This is a genomic window from Sediminicoccus rosea (assembly GCF_033547095.1).
GTDB classification, from domain to species: Bacteria; Pseudomonadota; Alphaproteobacteria; order Acetobacterales; family Acetobacteraceae; genus Roseococcus; species Roseococcus rosea.
Map to the genome: position 1 here is coordinate 2,927,435 of NZ_CP137852.1, position 15,552 is coordinate 2,942,986.

The window sequence follows — 15,552 nt, forward strand, 5'->3', positions numbered from 1 at the left end:
TGGCATGAACGAAACGAGGCCCCTCTACGATCCCCAGGCGATTCTCCTGCTCCGCGCGCGCCTTGCCGAGGGCGACGCCGCCCAGCAGGCGCTGGCCGCGCGCGAGGATGCCGCACCCCTGCTCGACGTGCTGGCGGCGCACAGCCCCTATCTCAGCGACCTCTGCTGGGCCGAGGCGCCGAGCCTGCTCCGCCTGCTCGACCGTGGCGCGGAGGACGCCATGCGATGCGCGCTGGAGCCGCTGACCAAGGCGGACCCGGCTGCCCCACGCGAGGCGGTGATGAGCCTGCTGCGCCGGGCCAAGCGCCAGGGCGCGCTGGTGGCGGCGGCGGCGGACCTGGCCGGCCTCTGGCCGCTCGACCGCGTGACCGGCGCGCTGAGCGACCTCGCCGACCTGACCATCGATTTCGCCTGCGCCCACCTGCTGCTGGAGGCCGCGCGACGCGGCCAGATCAAGCTGGCCCGCACCAAGGGCGAGCCCCGCCAGATCACGAAGGGCTCGGGCCTCATCGTGCTGGGCATGGGAAAGCTCGGTGGGCGCGAACTGAACTACTCCTCGGATATCGACCTCTTGTTGCTGCATGACCCGGACGGGGCTTCCTATCACGAAGAATACGGCGCGGCGCCCTATATCCGGATCGCGCGGGACCTGGTGCGGTTGATGGAGGAACGCACGAGCGAGGGCTACGTCTTCCGCACCGACCTGCGGTTGCGGCCAGACCCTGCGGCGACCCCGCTCTGCGTGAGCGTGCCCATGGCCCTCTCCTACTATGAGAGCCTCGGCCAGAACTGGGAACGCGCTGCGATGATCAAGGCGCGGCCGGTGGCTGGCGACCGTGCGGCAGGCGAAGCCTTCCTGCGGGAGTTGCGCCCCTTCGTCTGGCGGCGTCACCTCGATTTCGCGGCCGTCGCCGACATCCATTCCATCAAGCGGCAAATCCATCTGCACAAGGCCGAACGCGGCGCTGGGGGCGAGATTGCCGTGGCCGGGCACGACGTCAAGCTTGGGCGTGGCGGCATCCGCGAGATCGAGTTCACCGTGCAGGTGCTCCAGCTCATCTGGGGCGGTCGCGACCCCGCGCTGCGCGACCCGACGACGCTGGGCGCGCTGTCCCTTCTGGCGGCCGCCGGCAAGATGGACCGCCGCGCCGCCGCCGACCTGGCCGACGCCTATGTCTTCCTGCGCAACACCGAGCACCGGCTGCAGATGGTGCATGACCGGCAGACCCACCGCCTGCCGGAGGAACCGGAGGAACTGGCGCGCATCGCGAGCTTCATGGGCTACCCGGACACGGCGGGCTTCGCCGAGGCGCTGACCGCGCACCAGCGCCGCGTGCAGGGCCATTACAGCCACCTCTTCGAGGCGGCCCCCCGGCTGACCGCGCCCGAGGCCGCGGGCAACCTCGTCTTCACCGGCGTCGAGGATGACCCGGAGACGCTGCAGAGCCTGCGCGGCCTCGGCTTCCGAGAGGCGTCCTCCATCGCCGCCATGGTGCGCGGCTGGCACCATGGCCGCCCGCGCGCGACGCGCAGCGAGCGCGCGCGCGAATTGCTCACCGAGCTGATGCCCGCCCTGCTCGCCGCCTTCGGGCGCCAGCGCGAACCCGAGGCCGCCATCGCCCGCTTCGACCGGCTGCTGGGCCAGCTTTCGGCCGGGGTGCAGTTCCTCTCGCTGCTGCACCGCAACCCGCGGCTGATGGACCGGCTGGCCTCGTTGCTCGGCGCCGCACCGCAGCTGGCCGACCACCTCGCCCGCCGCCCCTCGGCGCTGGAGGGGCTGCTCGCCGGCAGCTATGCGGCGCCTGGCGAGAAGCCGCTCGCTGCCCTGCCCGCCCTGCTGCGCGAGGCGCGGGACCTGGAGGATGCGCTGGAAGCGACGCGCCGCCTCGTCACAGAGCGGATCTTCGAGGTGGATGCGGCCGAGCTGGAAGGCCGGATGGATGCGGATTCCAGCGGCGAGGCGCGCAGCGCGGTGGGTGAGGCCGCGATCTGCGCCCTGCTGCCCGCCGTCGAGCGCGACTTCGCCCGCCGCTTCGGCCGGGTGCCGGGCGGCCAGTTCGCCGTGCTCGCGCTGGGCAAGCTCGGCGGGCGCGAGATGCTGCCCAATTCCGACCTGGACCTGATCTTCATCTACGAGCACGAGGCAGAGACGGAGGGCAGCGAAGGCGGCCAGCGCTCGCTCGCCCCTTCGGAATACTTCATCCGCCTCTCGCACCAGGTGGTGGCGGCCCTCACCACGCCGGGCCGGGATGGCCGCGCCTTCGAGGTGGACATGCGGCTGCGCCCCTCGGGCAACAAGGGCCCGGTCGCCGTCCGCCTCTCCGCCTTCGCCCGCTACCACGCCGAGGAGGCCTGGACCTGGGAGCGCATGGCGCTGACCCGCGCGCGCGTGATCGCCGGGCCGTCAGCGCTGACGCGCCGCATCGAGGCCGCGCTGGATGCCGCGCTGACCGAGCCGCGCGATGCGGCGGCCGTGCTGAAGGACGCCGCCCTGATGCGCGGGCGCATGCTGCGCGAATTGCCCGCCGACGGCCCCTGGGACCTCAAGGCCATGCCGGGCGGGCTGGTGGAGGTGGAGTTCATCGCCCAGGCCCTGACGGTGGCGCATGCAGCGGAGCATCCGCGCCTGCTCCGCCGCACGACGCGGCTCGTGCTTGGCGAATTGGGCCGCGCCGGGCTGATCGAGGAGCGCGAGGCAGCGACGCTGATCCAGGCCGAACGGCTCTGGCGCGCGCTGCTCGGCCTGCTGCGGCTCACCGTCGGCAAGTGGAGGGAACCCGGCCTGCCGGTCACGGTGGAGGAGGCGCTGCGCCACGGCGCGGGCACGCTGGTGCATGAGGAGATCCAGAGCCTCTCCCACCTGAGGGATGTGATGCAGGGCCATGCCGAGGCGGTGCGCGCGAGCTTCCTGCGCCATGTCGGCACCCTGAGCTGAGGAGACCGGGCTCGATGAAGCTCTTCATGGCGGCGCTGCTGACCGAGACCAACACCTTCTCGCCCTTGCCCACGGGGCGGGAAGCCTTCCTCGGCAATGGGTTCAGCCGCAACGCGGGAAGCCGCGCATCGCCCTTCTGGGGCAACATCCCGCTCATCGCCTGGCGGCGCCTCGCGGCCGAGGCGGGGATCGCGGTGGTGGAGAGCATCACCGCCAATGCCCAGCCGGGCGGCACCACCATCCGCAGCGCCTATGAGGAACTGCGCGGGATGATCCTGGAGGATCTGCGCCAGGCGGGGCCGGTGGACATCGTGCTGCTCAACCTGCACGGCGCCATGGTGGCGGAAGGCTACGAGGATTGCGAAAGCGACCTGGTGCACCGCGTGCGGGAGATGGTGGGGCCCGAGGTGGTGATCGGCGTCGAGCTCGACCTGCATTGCCATCTGGACGAGACGCTGCGCGAAAACGCCGACCTCGTCGTCATCTACAAGGAATACCCGCATGTGGACATGGCGGAGCGGGCGGAGGACCTGTTCCGCCTGGCGCTCCGCACGGCACGGCGGGAGATCCGGCCGGTCATGGCCTATCACCCGCTGCACATGCTGAACATGTGGCACACGCCGGTGGAGCCGATGAAGGGCCTCGTGGCCGGCATGCTGGCGGCCGAGGCGCAGGGCGAGATCCTCTCCCTCTCCTTCGCGCATGGCTTCCCCTGGGGCGACGTGCCGCATCTGGGCGCGAAGATGCTGGCCATCGCCGATGGCGATGCGAACCATGCGGCCCGCACCGCGAAAGCCTGGGGCGCGCGGATCTGGGCGCTGCGCGAGACGACGCGCAAGCGCTTCGACACGCCGGACGAGGCGATTGACGCGGCACTCGCCGCGCCCTCGGGCACCACCGTCGTGGCCGAGACCTCGGACAATGCGGGCGGCGGCGCCCCCTCCGACTGCACGGCCATGCTGGCGCGCATGCTGGCGCGCGGCGTGCGCGATGCGGCGATCGGGATGTTCTGGGACCCCATCGCCGTCTCCTTCCTGCGCGAGGCGGGCGCCGGTGCGCTGATGCCCCTGCGGCTCGGTGGCAAGTGCGGCGCCATGTCGGGCGACCCGCTGGACCTGATGGTGCGCGTACACGCGGTGACTGACCGGCATGTGCAATCGGGCCTCTCCGGCGGGACGAGCGAGATGGGGCCCGCAGCCTGGATCGAGGTGCCGAGCGGCGGCGGGGGCCTCCACATCATCGTCGCCAGCGCGCGGCAGCAGGTCTTCCACCCCGATGCCTTCACCGGCCTGGGCTGCACGCTGCACGACAAGCGCCTCGTCGTCGTGAAATCCTCGCAGCATTTCTATGCGGCCTTCGCGCCCATCGCGCGGGAGGTGCGCTATTGCGCGGCCGAGGCCGGGATCCTGCGCGACTTCGCGGCCATCCCCTACCAGCGCTTCACCGGGCGCTACTGGCCCAAGGTGGAAACACCATAGACGTGAATCAGCCTCTCCGCGAAGGGCTAGACTGTGATCAACCCTTGCTGATCACAGTCTAGCGCCAGCGCGCGACGCCATCGGCCACGAGGTTGCAGCCCAGCACCGTCAGCAGGATGGCGAGGCCCGGCCAGAGCGCGGCCAGCGGCGCCTGGAACACCAGCTCCTGCGCATTGGCCAGCATGTTCCCCCAGGAGGGCGCGGGGGGCGCGATGCCGAGGCCGAGGAAGCTCAGCGTGCTCTCGGCCAGCACGGCACCGCCGACGGCGAGCGCCGTGGCGATGGCGATGGGGGCAGCCAGTTCCGGCAGCACATGGCGCCACAGCACGCGCCCTTCCGAGACGCCCATGGCGCGGGCCGCGCGCACGAAGTCCCGCGCCAGCACCGACAGTGCCGTGGCCCGCACAAGCCGCGCGACGCCGACCCAGCCGAAGGCGGCGAGCAGCACGGCGATGCGCAGGATGTCGGCCCCCGCCTCGCCGCGCGGCAGGCCCACCACGGCGGGGTCGAGCGCCGCGAGGATCACCAGCAGCGGCAGCGCGGGCAGCGCCAGGAGTCCATCGGCCAGGCGCATCAGCACCGCATCCCAGATGCCACCGCGCCAGGCGGCCATCAGGCCCACCAGCGTGCCGATCACCGTCGCGGCAAGGGCCGCGAGCAGCCCCACGGCCAGCGAGACGCGGGCGCCTTCGAGCAGGCGCAGCAGCAGGTCCCGCCCCAGTTCGTCGGTGCCGAGGGGATGCAGGGCGCTGGGCGGCGCGAAGCGGTTGAAGAGGTCCGGCAGGAAGGGATCATGGCCGAGCGCGGCAGCGGCGAGCGGCGCGGCGAGCGCGGCCAGCACCAGCAGGGCCAGCAAGACGAGGCCCGCCCTCACGCCAGCCTCGGGTCGAGCCAGCGCTGCGCGAGATCCGCCGCCAGCGTCGCCAGCATGGTGACGATGGCGACAACCAGCAGCGCGAGCAGCGACAGGTTGAAATCATTGCCCATCACCGCGTCGTAGATCAGCTTGCCCATGCCGGGGCGCGCGAAGATGGTCTCGGTGATCAGCGCGCCCGAAACCAGCGCGCCCGCATCGAGCGCCGCGATGGTCAGCAGCGGCACGCCGGCATTGGGCAAGGCGTGGTGCAGCAGGATGCGCCGCTCGCCCGCCCCCTTGGCGCGGGCGGTGCGGATATGCGGCTCCTGCAGCGCGGCCGCGAAGGCGGCGGCGGCATGCCGCGCATAGGCGGCGAGATTGGCAAAGCAGAGCGTGGCCACCGGCAGCACCAGGTATTGCCATCCATCCTCGCCGCCCGCCGGCAGCCAGCCGAGTTGCACGGCGAAGAGGATGATCAGCAGGATTCCGAGCCAGAAGGAGGGCACCGCCTGGGCCACCAGCGCCAGGCCCTGCACGAAGGGCGCCGTCCGCGGCCGCACCGCCGCCAGCGCGCCGAGCGTGATGCCAAGCCCGGCCGCCAGCAGCAGGGCAAGGCCGAGCAGTTCCAGGGAACTCAGCAGCGCCGGCCACAAGAGCGCCGCCACCGGTTGGGCGAAGAGGCGCGAATGGCCGAAGCGCCCCTCCAGCACCGCCCCGGCCCAGGCGAGGTAGCGGGCCATCATCGGCTGATCGAGCCCATGCAGCGCGCGCAGCCGCGCCGCATCCTCGGCCGAGAGGCGCGGATCGCCGGCGATGGCAAGGTCGATCGGGTCGCCCGGCATGAGGGCGATGAGCATGAAGGCGCAGAAGGAGAGGATGGCCGCCGTCACCGCGATCTGCGCGAGGCGCGAGAGCAGCAGCCGGATCATGGCGCGTGGCAGACCGCTTCCACCCGGTTGCCGTCGGGGTCGCGCAGAAAGGCCGCATAGTAATGCGGGTGGTATTCGGGCCGCGGCCCGGGCGCGCCGTCATCCTGTCCGCCCGCGGCGAGGCCCGCCGCGTGGAAGGCCCGCACCGCCGCACGATCCCGGGCCCGGAAGGCCCAATGCCGGCGATCAGCCAGCACGCCCGGGCATTGCCGGACCGTCAGATAGCCCTCCCCGCTATCCCGCGCGCCATACCCGATGGCCCCGGCCTCCCGCCAGACACAGGGCACGCCGAGGGCCGCCATCACCGCGTCATAGAAGGGCGCGCTGCGCGCAAGCTCCGACACGGTGATGGAGACATGGTCCAGCATCAGCGCACCCGCCACGCCTCGACCCAGAGGCTGGAGGGATTGAGATGTCCCGTCGGCCGCACGCCATCGAGCCAGGCCGGCCAGAGATGTGCATCCTGCCGGAACCAGAGCGGGAGCGCCGGCAGTTCCTCGGCATAGATCGCCTGCAGCCTGTGCCACAGCGCGCGGCGGCGCTCGCGGTCCAACTCCTGCGGCAGGGCTTCGAGCAGCGCGTCCATCTCGGCATTGCGGAAACCCGCGTAGTTCTGGCCGGACCAGTTGCGCTCGGCGCGCGGGATCTCGTCCGAATGGAGGCTCGACCGCGGCACGCTCTCCGGCGCCGAGACCCAGGCGAACATCGCCGCCCCCTGGAAGCGGCGGCGGGAGAGCGTCTCGCCGAAGAGCACGCGCGGCGGCTCGTTGCGGATGCGCGCCTCCACGCCCACCTGCCGCCACTGCGCCTGGATCACCTGCTGCACCGCCTCGCGCGAGCGGTTGCCGGCGGTGGTCAGCAGCTCGAAGGAGAGGCGCTGGCCTTCGGCATTGCGGCGGATGCCGTCGGGGCCCGACGTCCAGCCCGCCTCCGTCAGCAGGGCGGCGGCGCGCGCCGGGTCATGCCCATATCGGCGGACATCCGCGTCATGCGGCCAGTCGAGCGGGTTCACGCTGGTCTGTGCCACGGTCTGCCGCCCCTCGAAGAGGCGGGCCACGATCTGCCCGCGATCCAGCGCCAGCAGCAGCGCCTGGCGCACGCGGCGATCCGACAGCGCCGGGACATCGAGGTTCAGGTCCAGGTGCTCATAGATCAGGCCGGGGCGGTATTCGGCGCGGAAGCGGCTGCCGGTGCGGCGGATCAGCGCGCTCGCCTGCTCGACCGGCAGGCCCAGTTCGCCCGCGATCATGTCCACCTGGCCGGCCAGCAGCTGCGCTTCCAACGCCGGGGTGCTCTCCACCGTGCGGATCACGATGCGGCGGAAGGCGGGGGCAGCGCCGGACCAATGCGGGTTGCGCTCCAGCGTGATGGCGGAACCGGCCTGCACCTGGACGATGCGGTAAGGCCCGTTCCAGAGGCCGGGATTGGTGGGCTCCGTGTCATACAGGGTGCGTGTGCGGTAGCTGCGCGGATCGGACTGCCAGCGGGCGCGCTCCAGATGCGCGGGCAAGGGCGCGAAATCGCCGAGGCTCGCGAACTGGAAGGTCACGCGGTCGAATCGCAGGGTGAAGCTGCGCGCGTCCTCGGCGATGAATTCATAGGCGGAGCGGAAGAACTCGGCGGGGCCGATGCCCGTCGCACCCTCGCGCCCGGCATCATAGGTGAGGCGCAGATCCTCGGTGGTGACGGGCGTGCCATCGCCCCAGCGCAGCCCCTCGCGCAGGCGCCAGGTGACGCGCAGGCCAGGCTTGCCGTCGGGCGTCGTCTCCCGGACGGCGAGGCCGTTCTCCAGGGTGGGGATCGTCTCGCAGAGCAGGCAGATCAGTTGCCAGTCAGCGTCGTAGGCGGTGACCGGACGGCGGGTGAAGCCCAGCACATAGGACTTCGCCACCATGTTCTCGATGTTGGGGTGCAGCGTCGAGGGATACTGCGTGATGCCGATGGTCAGCGTGTCGCGCTGGGCTTGCGCCAGCGCGGGAAGCGCGAGGCAGGCCAGCGCGACAAGCCAGCGGATCAACCCGCCTTGCCCTTGTGCGCCAGCGCCTCTTCCAGGCTGCCGACGCCGCCATGCGCGCGGCTCCAGGCCACCGGATCCTCCAGGAACTTGCGCACGCCCGAGAGCGAGGCCTCGGGGAAATAGGCGCGCTCGCGGCAGACCTCCAGCACGTCCCACCAGGTGGCGAGGTGATGCAGCGAGAGGCCCATGGCCTTCATCTGCTCGAAGCTGCCGGGGAAGACGCCGTAGTAGAAGACCACGAAGGTGTGGGCGCATTTGGCGCCAGCCTCGCGCAGCGCCTCGGCGAAGCGGATCTTGCTGGCGCCATCGGTGGTGAGGTCCTCCACCAGCAGCGTCTCGCGCTCCACCGGCACATCGCCCTCGATCAGCGCGTTGCGGCCGAAGCCCTTGGGCTTCTTGCGCACATAGGCCATGGGCAGGTTCATGCGGTCGGCGATCCAGGCGGCGAAGGGGATGCCGGCCGTCTCGCCGCCCGCGATGCTCTCGATCGTCTCGAAGCCGACATTGCGGTTGATCTTCTCGACGCCGAGGTCGCAGATGCGGGTGCGCGCGCGTGGGTAGGAGATGATCTTGCGGCAGTCGATGTAGACGGGCGACTTCCAGCCGGAGGTGAGGGTATAGGGTTCCTCGGGGCGGAAATTCACCGCCTTGATCTCCAGCAGGATGCGCGCCGTGGTCAGTGCCGCGTCCCTGTCCCAATCCGAGGCGTGATGGCCGCTCATGTGTTCACTCCGATCCTGATGGCGTCTCGTAACGCCGGGCGCGTTCGCCGTCCATGATCTGGGTTCTGGAAGATCCGCGCGCGGGCACGGCAGCCCAGGCGCTGGGCATTGCCGAGCGGCTGGGCCTTCCCTTCCGCCCTGTGCCGCTGCGCTTCGGCCCGCTCGCCAGGCTGCCCTGGCCCTGGCCGACACTGGCGGGCCTCGCGGACCGCACGGCCTTTGTGCCGCCCTGGCCGGGCCTGGTGATCTCCGCCGGGCGGCGCTCCGCGCCCGTGGCTCGCTGGCTGCGGCAGCGCGGCGCGCGGACGGTGCATGCGATGCGCCCGGGCTTCGGCGCGGATGATTTCGATCTGCTGGTGCTGGGCGCGCATGACCACCCCGCCCCGGCCCCGAATACCCTGGTGATCCAGGGCGCCGCGCATCGCCTGACGCCCGCGGCGCTGGCGGCGGCGCCCGCCGCCTTCCCCGTATTCGCCGCGCTGCCGCGCCCCATCGTGACGCTGCTGCTGGGCGGGCCGGTGCGCGGCGAGGGCATGGACCCGGCGCGGGCCGCCGGCATCGCGCGGGAGGCCGCCGGCCTCGGCGCCAGCCTGCTGGTCACCGCCTCACGCCGCACCGGCACCGCCGCGACCGAGGCGGTAGCAGGAGCCCTGAAAAATCTTCCCCACGTGCTGTATCCCTGGGGCGGGGCTGGAGCGAACCCCTATCTGGCCATGTTGGCCATGGCCGACCGGCTTGTTGTCACAGGTGATTCCATTTCCATGGTCTCCGAGGCGCTGATGACCGAGGCGCCGATCCTGGTGGCCGATCCTGGCGGGCTCGGCGCGCGGCATCAGGCGATGATCGAAAGCCTGGTCACGGCCGGCCTTGCTGCCCGGCTGGGCGGCCCCCTGCCCCCGCCACGCGCGGCCCGTGATGAGACAGCGCGAATCACGGCCGAGATCCGGGCGCGCGGCTGGGCCCCGGGGGGCGCATGAGCTTCACACCCTGGCGGGACCGTGCCGGGCGCCTCTCCGCCCTGCGCATCGCCACGCTGCTCATCATGACGCTGCCCGCGCTGCGGCTGCTGGCACTGTGGCTCACCGATGCGCTCGGCCCGGAGCCGCTGGAGGCTGCGACCCATGAAACCGGGCGCTGGGCCATCCGGCTGCTGGTGGCGACGCTGGCGGTGACACCGCTCGGCCGCGTGCTGGGCTGGCCCAGGCTCTTTCAGCTGCGGCGGATGCTGGGGCTGGGCGCGCTCGCCTGGGTGCTGCTGCACTTCGTGCTCTATATCGGCGATCAGAACTGGCGGCTGCTGCGCGTCGGCCTCGAGATCGTGAGCCGCGCCTATCTGACCATCGGCTTCGCCGCGCTGATGGGCCTCGTCATCCTCGGCTGGACCTCCACCGATGGCTGGATGAAGCGGCTCGGCCGCGGCTGGAAGCGGCTCCACCGGCTGGTTTTTCCGGTCATGCTGCTTGGGCTGCTGCATGCCTTCATCCAGTCGAAATCGGACATTTCCCGCGCGGTGGTGCTGGCGGGATTGCTGGTCTGGCTGCTCGGCTGGCGAGCCCTCCCCGCCCGTTGGCAGACGAACCTCGTGGCGCTGGCGGGGCTGAGCCTGGCCGCGCTGCTGGGCGGGGTGCTGATCGAATACCTCTGGTATTCGGCCTTCTCGAACCTGCCCGCCGGGCGCATCGCGCTGGCCAATCTGGACCTCGCCTTCGGCCCGCGGCCAGCCGTCCTGGCGGGGATGATCTGCGCCGGCGTCACGCTGCTCGCCGCCCTGCTCCCGCTCTGGCGGCGCCTCGCCCCGCGTTGAGGAGTCAGCGCGGCGGGCGCGGCTCGATCCAGAGCTGTGGTGGCGGGATGTATTGCGGCCAGGGCGGTGCATCGAGCTGCGGCAGCGTGGCCGGCGCCGGGCGGCAATCGGGGCGGAGCGCCCCGCAATCCCAGCGGAAGCCATCCGGCCGGCCGGTCAGCTGCCCACCCGCCTGATAGCGGCAGCGGCAAAGGCGGCCATCGAAGCAGGCGGTCATGCCCTCGCGTTCCGCCTGGCAGATCGGCACCTGGGCGGCGGCCGGCCAACTGAGGAGCAGGGCGAGGAACAGGATGCGCATGGCCGGACGCTGCGCCCGGGTGGGTAAAGAAACGCAAAAGGCCCCGCGATCACTCGCGGGGCCTTCGCCAAGCCAGCGCCGAGGCGCGAGGCTTACTTCATGCCGATCGCCTGGCGGCCGCGCTGGCCGTCACGCACGTCGAGCGAGACCTTCTCGCCCTGCGCGAGGTCGGTGCGGCCGGCGCGGGTGAGCACGGAGGAGTGCAGGAACACGTCCTGGCCGCCATCTTCCGGCGTCACGAAGCCGAAACCGCGGACCTGGTCGAACCACTTCACGGTGCCGTTCAGCGGATAGACGGGGCCGGTGCCCTCGTCGAAGTTGCGCCGCGGCGGACGGTCACCACCGCCACCGAAACCGCCGGAGCGCGGGGCGCCGAAGCCACCACCACCGCCGCCGAAGTCACGGCGCGGCGGACGGTCGCCGAAGCCACCCCCCCCACCGGGGCCACCGAAATCACGGCGCGGCGGACGATCGCCGAAGCCGCCGCCCGGGCCACCGAAATCGCGACGCGGCGGACGATCGCCGAAGCCGCCACCGGGGCCGCCGAAATCGCGGCGCGGCGGACGGTCGCCGAAGCCACCGCGCGAGGCACCGCCGCCGGGGCCGCGCTTGAGCTCGGTGATGCGGGTGACGAGGCGGCGGCCCTGCCGGTCCGAACCGATCTCGCACACCAGAATATCGTCGGTATCGGGCTGCTCGATGCCCGCATCCGTCAACGCGGATGCGTGGAAGAACACATCCTGCCCATCAGGGCCGAGCACGAAGCCGAAGCCCTTGCGCCCATTATACCACTTCACCTTGGCCTCGATCAGGCCAGTGTCACCGCCCGTAGGCGCATAATCGTCAGACACGTCGCTCTTCAATCCACGCTAGTGTTCGCAGCCAAACGGGATGCTGGGCCGGCGGACCAAAACAATGCCACCGCTGATTCGGAAATGCACGCAAAAAACTCAGCGGAAGCGACGGGGCGAATAGGGTGCCGCCGGAATGGGCGCGGGCGTGCCCGCCAGCAGCGCCGCCAGAAGCTCGGCCGAGCGCGGCGCGGCGACCAGCCCCACATGGCCATGGCCGAAGCCATGCAGGATATCGGCACTGGCCGAGGCCGGGCCCAGGCAGGGAAGGCCATCGGGCATGGAGGGGCGGTGGCCCATCCAGAACTTCACCCGATCGGGCGGCAGCTCGCGCGGCAGGCCAGGAAAGCTGCGCAGCAAATGGTCGCGCAGGATTTCTGCGCGCTTCCAGTTGGGCGCGGCCTCCAACCCCGCGATCTCCACCTGGCCCGCCACGCGCAGGCCCGTCGCCGTCCAGGTCAGGCTCATCTTGCCGTCCGAGGGCATCATCGGTGTGCGCGGCCCGGCCTCCGCATCGGCGATCACGGCGTGGTAGCCGCGCTCGGTCTCCAGCGGCAGGTCATCGCCGGCCTCCCGCGCCAGGGCGCGCGAGTAGGCGCCGGCCGAGATCACCGCCTTGCCGGCCGGCACCTCGCCCTGGTCGGTGCGGATGGCCTTGAGGCGGCCGCCCTCGATCACAAAGCCGGTCGCGCGCGCCGCGACACGCTTCATGCCCTGCGCCTCGGCCTGGGCGATGAGGGCCGCGACATAGGCGCCGGGGTTGAGGCAATGGCCCCCCTCCTCCACCACCACGCCGAAGGTGTAGCGACGGTCCAAATCGGGCTCACGCTGACGGAGTTCGTCCTCGCTCAGTTCGAGCCACTTCACGCCCGTCTCGCGCCGGACGCGCCAGGCCAGCGCCTCCGCCTCGAAATCCGCGCGGCTCGGATAGATGTAGAGCAGGCCGCGCCGCTCGATCAGGTGGCCGACACCGGCTTCCTCAGCCAGGGCCGCGTGCAGTTCCGGCGCGCCGGCGACCAGCGCGCGCAGCGCGTGCCCCGTCTTCATCACCCGCGCTTCGGTCCAGCCGGCCAGCAGGTAGCGCACCAGCCAAGGCGCGACCTTGGGCAGGTAGCTCCAGCGGATCGCGAGCGGGCCGAGCGGGTCGCTCAGGAATTTGGGTAGCTTCCTCCAGAGACCGGGCACCGCGGGCGGCACGACGCTGGACGGGCTGAGCCAGCAGCCATTGCCATAGCTTGCCGCCTGTTCGCCGCCCGGGGCCTCCGGCTCGATCAGTGTGACGGCGAAGCCCGCGCGCTGCGCGGCGAGTGCCGTGCAGGCACCGACGATGCCGCCGCCGAGGATGGCAACGTGCATTACGTCCGCCCCGGATCGTTGTTGGTCAGCAGCGAGACATGCGCCGAAACCACGCGCCAGCCGATCTCGGGCAGGCGGACCATGATCTTCGTCTCCCGCCCGATCAGCCCGGTGCCGACGCGCTCATACTCCAGATGCGTGCAGGCGAAGTCCTGGCCGAAGCTGGTGATGTGGACCTTGCGCTGGACGCGCTTCGCATAGGCCTTCACGCTGGAGCGGAAGGCGCGGATCGCCTCAATCCCGTAGAGGATCTCGGTGATGCCGAATCGCACCGTGCGCGGATCGGCCCAGAAGATGCTGTCGAGCACCTCGGTGCGGTTGTTCATCAGCGCGTCCTCATATCGGTCGAAGACGGCACGGGCTTCGGCGATGACGCCGGGATCGTCGAGCTGCATCCGGAGATGTTACGCGGCTAGACTATCCAGGGCTAGCTTGGGCCCTACCGGGAGCAACCGTTGCCGGGACCGCTTCGAAGGCGGACATCCTGTTCCAGCCAGAATTCCCGCGCTGCCGGCGGCAGCGGCTGATCGGGAAAGGCCTCCATCATCTGCGTGATCGCACCGGTGATCCATAACGCAGCGTCATCGGGACCCCATTCCTTGGCAGCCCCACGCGGGCCAGCGTGACGTAGCCATTGAATTGCATCGTTCGGCTTGGATCGCCTCGCGTCTTCGTCGCCGCGAGTCTCAATCAGGCTCTTGAAGATGTCGTAACGCGCCGACGAGGCCTCACCCCGCAGGATGCCCTCTGCTGCGCTCGCCAGCGATATCGAAGCAGCCCATGACGCTGCGTGAAAGGCTCGGATGCTCCAGACAAGTTGTTCGGTGGCGGCGTCATGAACGCTGTAGAGCCGTTCAGTGGTCACGGCCTTACCCGGCCGGGCGCCGCAGCAACAGCACGCCGAGGCCGAGCGCCATGATCAGCGCCGCACTGCCCTGGCGCAGCCGGCGCAGCAGACCGGGCCGCTGTCCAAGCTCGCCCCGCACCCGCCCGGCCGCGAGCGCCACGCCCGCATCCACCAGCGTGTTGAGTGCGACGCAGATGCCGCCCAGCAGCAGGAACTGGCCGATGACGTCGCCGCGCTCCGGCGCCACGAATTGCGGCAGGAAGGCCAGGAAGAAGAGCGCGGTCTTGGGATTCAGCGCCTCGACCACCGCGCCCTCGCGGAAGGCGCGCCACAGGCCGAGCGCAGGAAGCGGCGTGCCCAGCGGCATGGGCGCCCCGGCCTCGCGCCAGGAGCGCCAGCCCAGCCAGACGAGGTAGCACCCGCCCAGCAGCTTCATCACCGTGAAGACCTCGGCGCTTGCCAGGATCAGCGCGGAAAGACCGAAGGCTGCCGCCAGAACATGCACAAGGCCGCCGAGCCCCGTGCCAATGGTGGAAGCGAGCCCCTCGCCCAGGCCGCCCGAGAGCGTCCGGGCGCCCACATAGAACATGCCCGGCCCGGGGGACAGGGCCAGGAGAGTGGCGGCCGCCAGGAAGAGCCAGAACTGCTCGGCCGCCATCGCCTCAGCCCGCGGCGGTGACCGCGCGCTTGGCCATGACCGTCACCAGATGCGCGCGATATTCGGCGCTGCCATGGATGTCGCTGTTCAGCCCATCGGCCGGCTGCTTCACGCCCGCCACCGCCTCGGCCGACCAGTTGCGGCCCAGCGCCGCTTCCATGTCGCTCTGGCGGAAGACGCAGGGGCCCGCGCCGTTGATCGCGACGCGCAGGCCCGCCGGCCCCTTCGAGACGAAGGCGCCGGCCATGACGTAGCGGCTGGCCGGATTCTTCAGCTTGGCGTAGCCCGCCTTCTCCGGGATCGGGAACTCGATGGCGACGAGGATCTCGCCCTCCTCCAGCGCCGTCGTGAACATGCCCTGGAAGAAGTCATCGGCCGCGATCTTGCGCTTGCTGGTATGGATCGTCGCCCCCAGACCCAGCACCGCCGCCGGGTAATCCGCCGCCGGGTCGTTGTTGGAGACGGAGCCACCGATGGTGCCGCGGTTACGCACCTGGTTGTCGCCGATATGGCTCGCCATGTAGGCGAGCGCCGGGATCGTGGCCTTCACCTCGGCGCTGTTGGCCACTTCGACGTGCTTCGTGAGCGCGCCGATCACCAGCGCGTTGCCCTGCCGCTTGATGCCCTTCATCTCGGCGATACCGGAGAGGTCCACCAGGGCCGAGGGCTTGTTCAGCCTGTGCTTCAGCGCCGGCAGCAGCGTGTGGCCGCCCGAGACCGGCTTGGCGTCCGGGTCGGCCGCCAGGAGCTTCACGGCATCCGCGATGGAGGAGGGCTTGTGGTAGGCGAAATCATACATGG

At 71.0% G+C, this 15,552-nt stretch carries 16 protein-coding genes; 4 read left to right on the forward strand and 12 right to left on the reverse strand.

The genetic code is table 11. From position 1 onward, the window contains the following. Positions 1 to 4 precede the first annotated feature (4 nt). Together R9Z33_RS14170 and R9Z33_RS14175 are read left to right on the forward strand one after the other, a co-directional pair. On the forward strand, positions 5 to 2,935 hold the full coding sequence (locus tag R9Z33_RS14170) for a bifunctional [glutamine synthetase] adenylyltransferase/[glutamine synthetase]-adenylyl-L-tyrosine phosphorylase (protein ID WP_318647228.1): 2,931 nt from the start codon (positions 5 to 7) through the stop codon (positions 2,933 to 2,935). Between the two features lie 14 nt (positions 2,936 to 2,949). Continuing rightward, entirely contained in the window at positions 2,950 to 4,413 is a 1,464-nt protein-coding gene (locus R9Z33_RS14175) for a M81 family metallopeptidase (RefSeq protein WP_318647229.1), read from the forward strand. Positions 4,414 to 4,471: 58 nt separating this feature from the next. Here the strand turns inward: R9Z33_RS14175 and R9Z33_RS14180 are convergent, their stop codons facing one another. From R9Z33_RS14180 to R9Z33_RS14200, 5 genes are read right to left on the reverse strand one after another with little or no spacing between them, the layout of a single operon-like run. After that, positions 4,472 to 5,287, reverse strand: a complete 816-nt coding sequence (locus R9Z33_RS14180) for an ABC transporter permease (RefSeq protein ID WP_318647231.1) — start codon at positions 5,285 to 5,287, stop codon at positions 4,472 to 4,474. Continuing rightward, positions 5,284 to 6,198, reverse strand: coding sequence for an ABC transporter permease (locus tag R9Z33_RS14185; protein ID WP_318647232.1), 915 nt, complete (start codon positions 6,196 to 6,198; stop codon positions 5,284 to 5,286). Before R9Z33_RS14185 ends, R9Z33_RS14180 begins: the two co-directional genes overlap by 4 nt. Continuing rightward, positions 6,195 to 6,581 (reverse strand): VOC family protein, encoded by a 387-nt coding sequence (locus tag R9Z33_RS14190; RefSeq protein WP_318647233.1) that lies wholly within the window; start codon positions 6,579 to 6,581, stop codon positions 6,195 to 6,197. Before R9Z33_RS14190 ends, R9Z33_RS14185 begins: the two co-directional genes overlap by 4 nt. Then, positions 6,566 to 8,215, reverse strand: coding sequence for a peptide ABC transporter substrate-binding protein (locus R9Z33_RS14195; RefSeq protein WP_318647234.1), 1,650 nt, complete (start codon positions 8,213 to 8,215; stop codon positions 6,566 to 6,568). Before R9Z33_RS14195 ends, R9Z33_RS14190 begins: the two co-directional genes overlap by 16 nt. After that, on the reverse strand, positions 8,212 to 8,937 hold the full coding sequence (locus tag R9Z33_RS14200) for an orotate phosphoribosyltransferase (RefSeq protein WP_318647235.1): 726 nt from the start codon (positions 8,935 to 8,937) through the stop codon (positions 8,212 to 8,214). The genes R9Z33_RS14195 and R9Z33_RS14200 overlap by 4 nt, the downstream gene beginning before the upstream one ends. A gap of 53 nt (positions 8,938 to 8,990) precedes the next feature. Here R9Z33_RS14200 and R9Z33_RS14205 point away from each other — a divergent pair, with 53 nt between their 5' ends. Beyond that, positions 8,991 to 9,914 (forward strand): mitochondrial fission ELM1 family protein, encoded by a 924-nt coding sequence (locus R9Z33_RS14205; RefSeq protein WP_318647236.1) that lies wholly within the window; start codon positions 8,991 to 8,993, stop codon positions 9,912 to 9,914. Continuing rightward, positions 9,911 to 10,741, forward strand: a complete 831-nt coding sequence (locus R9Z33_RS14210) for a protein-methionine-sulfoxide reductase heme-binding subunit MsrQ (protein WP_318647237.1) — start codon at positions 9,911 to 9,913, stop codon at positions 10,739 to 10,741. Before R9Z33_RS14205 ends, R9Z33_RS14210 begins: the two co-directional genes overlap by 4 nt. Positions 10,742 to 10,745: 4 nt before the next feature. On the opposite strand, the gene R9Z33_RS14215 is transcribed toward R9Z33_RS14210, so the two are convergent. From R9Z33_RS14215 to R9Z33_RS14245, 7 genes are all read right to left on the reverse strand, one after another. Beyond that, on the reverse strand, positions 10,746 to 11,039 hold the full coding sequence (locus R9Z33_RS14215) for a hypothetical protein (RefSeq protein WP_318647238.1): 294 nt from the start codon (positions 11,037 to 11,039) through the stop codon (positions 10,746 to 10,748). A 92-nt stretch (positions 11,040 to 11,131) separates the two neighbouring features. Next, the gene (locus R9Z33_RS14220) at positions 11,132 to 11,890 is read right to left on the reverse strand and encodes a cold-shock protein (RefSeq protein WP_318647239.1); all 759 of its coding nucleotides are present in this window, start codon (positions 11,888 to 11,890) and stop codon (positions 11,132 to 11,134) included. Positions 11,891 to 11,989: 99 nt separating this feature from the next. Beyond that, the gene (locus R9Z33_RS14225; protein WP_318647240.1) at positions 11,990 to 13,246 is read right to left on the reverse strand and encodes an NAD(P)/FAD-dependent oxidoreductase; all 1,257 of its coding nucleotides are present in this window, start codon (positions 13,244 to 13,246) and stop codon (positions 11,990 to 11,992) included. Then, positions 13,246 to 13,641: an AtzH-like domain-containing protein gene (locus R9Z33_RS14230; protein WP_318647241.1), complete on the reverse strand. Its 396-nt coding sequence runs from the start codon at positions 13,639 to 13,641 to the stop codon at positions 13,246 to 13,248. The genes R9Z33_RS14225 and R9Z33_RS14230 overlap by 1 nt, the downstream gene beginning before the upstream one ends. A 44-nt stretch (positions 13,642 to 13,685) precedes the next feature. Further along, positions 13,686 to 14,111: a hypothetical protein gene (locus tag R9Z33_RS14235; protein WP_318647242.1), complete on the reverse strand. Its 426-nt coding sequence runs from the start codon at positions 14,109 to 14,111 to the stop codon at positions 13,686 to 13,688. A 4-nt stretch (positions 14,112 to 14,115) separates the two neighbouring features. Continuing rightward, complete coding sequence (locus tag R9Z33_RS14240) at positions 14,116 to 14,751, reverse strand: LysE family translocator (protein WP_318647243.1); 636 nt, start codon at positions 14,749 to 14,751, stop codon at positions 14,116 to 14,118. 4 nt (positions 14,752 to 14,755) lie between these two features. After that, positions 14,756 to 15,550: an FAD binding domain-containing protein gene (locus tag R9Z33_RS14245; protein ID WP_318647244.1), complete on the reverse strand. Its 795-nt coding sequence runs from the start codon at positions 15,548 to 15,550 to the stop codon at positions 14,756 to 14,758. Between the last annotated feature and the right edge of the window lie 2 nt (positions 15,551 to 15,552).

Bases quoted from the DNA above. Each gene is read 5' to 3' on its own strand.
- R9Z33_RS14225 (WP_318647240.1), bottom strand. From the start codon at position 13,246: ATGCACGTTGCCATCCTCGGCGGCGGCATCGTCGGTGCCTGCACGGCA.
- R9Z33_RS14240 (WP_318647243.1), bottom strand. From the start codon at position 14,751: ATGGCGGCCGAGCAGTTCTGGCTCTTCCTGGCGGCCGCCACTCTCCTG.
- R9Z33_RS14205 (WP_318647236.1), top strand. From the start codon at position 8,991: ATGATCTGGGTTCTGGAAGATCCGCGCGCGGGCACGGCAGCCCAGGCG.
- R9Z33_RS14215 (WP_318647238.1), bottom strand. From the start codon at position 11,039: ATGCGCATCCTGTTCCTCGCCCTGCTCCTCAGTTGGCCGGCCGCCGCC.
- R9Z33_RS14230 (WP_318647241.1), bottom strand. From the start codon at position 13,641: ATGCAGCTCGACGATCCCGGCGTCATCGCCGAAGCCCGTGCCGTCTTC.
- R9Z33_RS14170 (WP_318647228.1), top strand. From the start codon at position 5: ATGAACGAAACGAGGCCCCTCTACGATCCCCAGGCGATTCTCCTGCTC.
- R9Z33_RS14210 (WP_318647237.1), top strand. From the start codon at position 9,911: ATGAGCTTCACACCCTGGCGGGACCGTGCCGGGCGCCTCTCCGCCCTG.
- R9Z33_RS14200 (WP_318647235.1), bottom strand. From the start codon at position 8,937: ATGAGCGGCCATCACGCCTCGGATTGGGACAGGGACGCGGCACTGACC.
- R9Z33_RS14185 (WP_318647232.1), bottom strand. From the start codon at position 6,198: ATGATCCGGCTGCTGCTCTCGCGCCTCGCGCAGATCGCGGTGACGGCG.
- R9Z33_RS14245 (WP_318647244.1), bottom strand. From the start codon at position 15,550: ATGTATGATTTCGCCTACCACAAGCCCTCCTCCATCGCGGATGCCGTG.
- R9Z33_RS14175 (WP_318647229.1), top strand. From the start codon at position 2,950: ATGAAGCTCTTCATGGCGGCGCTGCTGACCGAGACCAACACCTTCTCG.